Source organism: Collinsella aerofaciens (assembly GCF_015670795.1).
GTDB classification, from domain to species: domain Bacteria; phylum Actinomycetota; class Coriobacteriia; order Coriobacteriales; family Coriobacteriaceae; genus Collinsella; species Collinsella aerofaciens_Q.
Map to the genome: position 1 here is coordinate 1 of NZ_JADPCJ010000052.1, position 4,839 is coordinate 4,839.

Below are 4,839 nucleotides of genomic sequence, written 5' to 3' on the forward strand. Positions count from 1 at the left end.
CCGTGGGCGCCAGCGGAATGTGGGGTCACCGCGCGGTCCGCATCTGATGGTGTCGACGTCAATGGTATACGGGTGCACCATCGACGTCTTCAATACAGAAGATATCAGTGCGGAATATTCCGGAGAGAAGTCCCCGTCCCGCCCCCGGATTCCCTGCGTTTACGGCCTTGAGGCCGGCGGGCGGAGAAGGATGTGGTCGATAGGGATACGTGTCCCCTTCGCTGTTTCGCGCTTTGCGCGAAAGGCGCGTTGCTTTGGGATGGGTGGGGGACGTGGTTGCTTTGGCAACTGATCTCCGCCACAAATTACCCTTGGCATACTTGCGCGAGAACCTGCTCGTGCTACACTTGCAATTGCTGTTTCAGGGCGGGGTGGAATTCCCCACTGGCGGTAAATCGGGCGGTGTCAAAGGGACGCCGTGGCGCAGGCGAGGTGTCTGCGACCGAGCCGATGAGTCCGCGACCCGTGCGTGTGTTGGTTCGCATGCCGGCTGAACTGGTGAGATCCCAGTACCAACGGTTAGAGTCCGGATGAAAGAGGCAGGTGATCTTATGTCTGAACAGTCGCAGCATATCCATTTTGAGAACACGAATAGGTGGAGCACCAAACAGCTCGTTACCATGGCGTTGATGTGCGCCTTGGGCGCCCTGTTTATGTACGTGCAGCTGCCTATCCTTCCTTCGGCGCCGTTTTTGACGTATGACCCGTCGCTGGTACCGGCGATGGTGTGCGGGTTTGCGTATGGTCCTGGCGCCGGCACTGCTGTTGCCGCTATGGCTATCGTTATCCATGCGCTCACCACGGGTGACTGGGTCGGCGCGCTTATGAACCTGGTTGCCACGCTGGGCTACATTCTGCCTGCGGCTATCGTCTATCAGAAGATGCATACCTATAAGGGTGCCGTGATTGGCCTGGTGCTCGGCGTTATTGCCGCTACGGCGTTGTCTATGGTCGCAAACCTTACCATTGGCGTATGGTTCTGGTATGGCTCGGTCGATGTGATCGCCCCGCTCATGATTCCTGCCGTGCTGCCGTTCAACCTTATCAAGACCGTGCTTAACTCGGTGTTGACACTGGCGGTGTATAAAGCGGTCTCCAACCTCATCACGCCTAAAAAGGACCAGGTCAAAGGCAGCGCATGATTGAGTGTCGGGGCGTTTCCTTTAGCTATGACGGTGCCGTACCGGCGCTCGACGGCGTCGATCTGAATATCGAGGACGGCGAGTTTTTCTGCATCCTCGGTGGCAATGGGTCGGGCAAGTCGACGTTTGCCAAGCATCTGAATGCGCTGTTGCAGCCCGATGCGGGCACGGTACGCATCAACGGCATGGATGCGTCCGACCCCGAGCTGGTCTACGACATTCGTTCGACCGCGGGCATGGTATTCCAGAATCCCGACGACCAGCTGGTGGCAACGCTTGTCGAAGATGACGTTGCGTTTGGTCCCGAAAACCTTGGCGTGCCATCGGCGCAAATTGCGCAGCGCGTACGCGAGGCGCTGAAGGGTGTGGGCCTGGTGGGCTTTGAGCGCCACGAGACCCATGCGCTTTCGGGCGGCCAAAAGCAGCGCGTGGCGCTTGCCGGCGTGCTCGCCATGGAACCGCGCGTGCTCATATTGGACGAGGCTTCCTCGATGCTCGATCCGCGTGGACGCAAGGGCCTCATGAAGGCTTGCCGCGCGTTGCACGCTCGCGGCATGACCATCGTGATGATTACGCACTTTATGGAGGAGGCTGCCGAGGCCGATCGTGTCGCCGTGTTTCAGACGGGACGAGTTGCCATGCTGGGCACGCCCGATGAGATTCTGACGCGGGCGAATGAACTCGTTCAGCTCAACCTTGACATGCCAGAGTCGTGCCGTTTGGGCATGGCACTTCGTGCGGAGGGCGTGCCCGTTTGCGCGCAGGTACGTGAGGCGGATATGGTCGCCGAGATTGCGCAGGCTTATGCCGAGCGAAGTGGGGCAGGCATCGCGGGGCAGTCTTCCGTATCCCAGTCGGAAATCGCTGACGGCACTGTTCCGGTAGACAACGAGGGCAACGCGTCGGAGCCCGTCATCGAGCTATCCCATGTTTCGTACAGTTATTCGCTCAGTCCGCGCGAGCGCCGCCGCTGGCATAAGCGCTCGGCCACTGCGGGCAAATCGAGCAAACAGGCTCTCTGGGGAAACGACCCAAGCAGCCCGTGGGCGCTGCGCGATGTATCGCTGACGGTGCGTCGCGGCGAGTTCCTGGGCTTGGCAGGTCATACCGGTTCGGGTAAGTCGACGCTGGTCCAGCATCTCAACGGTTTGATTCGCCCCCAGGAGGGATCCGTTCGCGCGCTGGGGCTCGATCTGTCAAACAAGAAAGACGCCGCCGCGGTTAAGGCCAAGGTCGGCGTGGTGTTTCAATATCCTGAGCGTCAGCTGTTTGCCGAAACCGTGGCGCAGGACGTGGCGTTTGGTCCGCATAACCTTGGCTTGCCGCAAGATGAAGTCGACCGTCGTGTCGAGTCATCGCTCTCACGCGTGGGCCTCGACCTTTCCACGGTCGGCGACAAGAGTCCCTTTGAGCTTTCGGGCGGTCAGCAACGGCGTGTGGCATTCGCCGGCGTGCTCGCCATGGAGCCCGAAGTCCTGGTGCTCGATGAGCCCATGGCGGGGCTCGATCCGGCTGCGCGCAGGGATTTCCTTGAGCTTATCGATCGACTTCACCGCGATGGCCTGACCGTTGTCATGGTTTCGCATAGTATGGATGACCTGGCCAATTGCTGCGACCGTATTGTCGTGATGAACGAGGGCGCGGTGTTTGCCGAGGGCACGCCCGCTCAGGTTTTTGCGCATGCCGATGAGCTTAAATCAATCGGCTTGGGCGTTCCCGCCGCCCAGCGTATGGCGCTGGCGCTTACGGAGGCGGGCGTGCCGCTGCGCTTTGACGGCCTCTATACGGTTGAGTCGCTGACAGACGAGTTGGTGGACCTGCTAATCGGTTGCTCGGGCGGTCCTTCTAACGTCGCGGACATTGCTAAATTCAAGACGGTCGCGCGAGAGAAGGGCTGCTAATGGAGGCGTTTTCGTTTGGCAGCTACTATCCCGGCGATAGTGCGATCCACCGCCTGGACCCGCGAACTAAGTTGCTCTTGGGCTTTGTGTTTCTGATCACGACGCTGACCGTCGGCGGCTTCCGCGGACTGGCCCCTGTCGCAATGTTTGTCGTGCTGATCTATGCCGTGTCTCGGGTGCCGGTTCGTCGCGTTCTGTCGTCGATGGCGCCGCTGCTGGCAATCGTCGTCGTGGTCGCGGTGCTCAACTTGTTTACCGACCAGAGCGGGCGCATTCTGTGGCAGCTCGGCTTTTTGCAGATAAGCGAGGGCTCGCTGCATTCCGCCGCCTTTATGGCGTGCCGCCTGACCTTGATGATGGCCGGTATGAGCGCTATCACGCTCACCACGCCGACGCTCGACCTCACCGCGGGCTTTGAGCGCCTGCTCGCACCGTTTGCGCGTGTGGGACTTCCTGCGCACGAGCTCGGCATGATCATGGGTATCGCGTTGCGCTTTATGCCGCAGTTTGCCACCGAGATGAAGCAGACGGCGGACGCGCAGGCGAGCCGCGGTGCGCGCGTGACGGGGGGCCCGCTCGGCGGCGTGCGTATGCTCGGCAGTGTGGCGATTCCGCTGTTCACCGGCGTGTTCCGCCATGCCGAGACGCTGTCTGCTGCCATGGATGCACGCTGCTATCACGGCGAGCAGGGCCGCACGCGCCTGCATGCGCTTGCATTTGGCCGCGGCGATGCGTTGGCGGCGGTGGTGACGGCGTTGCTGCTCATCTGCGTCATCGTCATCAATCTTCAACTTGTTTAGGCGCGATTCGAGCGCAAGAAAGGGGTCCCTATGACCGACAACGACCGCACGGCTCAGCTTGAGCGCGCCTGTTCGTATCTCAGGCGCATTCCGGCGTGGTATCTGGCCACGACCGATGTGGCCGACGGGCATCAGCCTCGCGTGAGGCCGTTTTCGTTTGCCATGGTCGATGACGGTAAGTTGTGGTTTTGCACGTCGCGCGACAAGGATGTGTGGGCGGAGCTGAGCGCGAATCCCAAGTTTGAGCTCTCGGGCTGGAAGCCGGGGGAATGTTGGATCGTATTGACCGGCGAAGCCGCGCTTGAGGACGACGCAGTTGCGAGCGACAAGGTGCGTCAAGCGGGTTTTAAGCACATGGTGGGCATTGGCGAGGAACACGAGAGTGCCAACGACGGCCGCCTTGCTTTCTTTTCGGTCCGCAACATTGCTGCGCGCTTCTGTGATATCGACGGCAGCGAGGAGCGCCTGGAGCTCTAGCTCGCACAAACCAGGTTCCCAAACTAGCTAGTACAGGAGGAAACGTGGACGGATTGAATACGGTTTTGGAGTATCTGACGTCGGTGCCGGCGTGGTATCTGGCGACGAGCGTGGATGGGCAGCCGCATGTGCGTCCGTTCTCGTTTGCTCAGATTCAGGACGGTAAGCTGTGGTTTGTGACGGCGCGCACCAAAGACGTGTGGCAAGAGCTGCTGCAAAATCAGCGCTTTGAGGCCACGAGTTGGTGGCCGGGCCATGGCTGGCTCATCTTGCGCGGGCGTGCCGGCTTGGATGACCGGGCTTTAGACGAAATGCGCGAAGCCGGGTGGAAGCATCTAGAGCACCTGGGCGAGCACTATGAGGGGCCTAACGACCCCACGCTCGTCTTCTTTAGCGTCGAGGATCCCGAGGCTTTTATCTGCAATCACGACGAATGGGTGCCGGTCGAGCTCTAGCCAGCTGGCGCATCCTAACAACTTGGTTTTCGCATGGGCGGGCCCCGTATTGCCCGGCGCCGTT

The 4,839-nt window shown here is 60.7% G+C and carries 5 protein-coding genes and 1 riboswitch; all 5 genes read left to right on the top strand.

The window, feature by feature from the left end:
- Positions 1 to 353: 353 nt before the first annotated feature.
- Positions 354 to 546, top strand: a riboswitch (FMN riboswitch).
- Between the two features lie 5 nt (positions 547 to 551).
- The 5 genes from I4W09_RS10105 to I4W09_RS10125 are packed head-to-tail and all read left to right on the top strand — an operon-like array spanning position 552 to position 4,775.
- Positions 552 to 1,142: an ECF transporter S component gene (locus I4W09_RS10105; protein ID WP_230318777.1), complete on the top strand. Its 591-nt coding sequence runs from the start codon at positions 552 to 554 to the stop codon at positions 1,140 to 1,142.
- Positions 1,139 to 3,043 carry an energy-coupling factor transporter ATPase gene (locus I4W09_RS10110; RefSeq protein ID WP_148331919.1) on the top strand — a complete coding sequence of 635 codons (1,905 nt, stop codon included), beginning with the start codon at positions 1,139 to 1,141 and terminating at the stop codon, positions 3,041 to 3,043. The genes I4W09_RS10105 and I4W09_RS10110 overlap by 4 nt, the downstream gene beginning before the upstream one ends.
- Positions 3,043 to 3,843, top strand: coding sequence for an energy-coupling factor transporter transmembrane component T family protein (locus I4W09_RS10115; RefSeq protein ID WP_148331918.1), 801 nt, complete (start codon positions 3,043 to 3,045; stop codon positions 3,841 to 3,843). The genes I4W09_RS10110 and I4W09_RS10115 overlap by 1 nt, the downstream gene beginning before the upstream one ends.
- A 30-nt stretch (positions 3,844 to 3,873) precedes the next feature.
- Positions 3,874 to 4,320 carry a pyridoxamine 5'-phosphate oxidase family protein gene (locus I4W09_RS10120; RefSeq protein WP_117648255.1) on the top strand — a complete coding sequence of 149 codons (447 nt, stop codon included), beginning with the start codon at positions 3,874 to 3,876 and terminating at the stop codon, positions 4,318 to 4,320.
- Between the two features lie 44 nt (positions 4,321 to 4,364).
- Positions 4,365 to 4,775 (top strand): pyridoxamine 5'-phosphate oxidase family protein, encoded by a 411-nt coding sequence (locus I4W09_RS10125; protein ID WP_117745769.1) that lies wholly within the window; start codon positions 4,365 to 4,367, stop codon positions 4,773 to 4,775.
- Positions 4,776 to 4,839: the final 64 nt, after the last annotated feature.

What these genes read in the sequence shown, in the direction of transcription:
- I4W09_RS10110 (WP_148331919.1), top strand. Translation starts at nt 1,139, where the DNA reads ATGATTGAGTGTCGGGGCGTTTCCTTTAGCTATGACGGTGCCGTACCG.
- I4W09_RS10115 (WP_148331918.1), top strand. Translation starts at nt 3,043, where the DNA reads ATGGAGGCGTTTTCGTTTGGCAGCTACTATCCCGGCGATAGTGCGATC.
- I4W09_RS10120 (WP_117648255.1), top strand. Translation starts at nt 3,874, where the DNA reads ATGACCGACAACGACCGCACGGCTCAGCTTGAGCGCGCCTGTTCGTAT.
- I4W09_RS10105 (WP_230318777.1), top strand. Translation starts at nt 552, where the DNA reads ATGTCTGAACAGTCGCAGCATATCCATTTTGAGAACACGAATAGGTGG.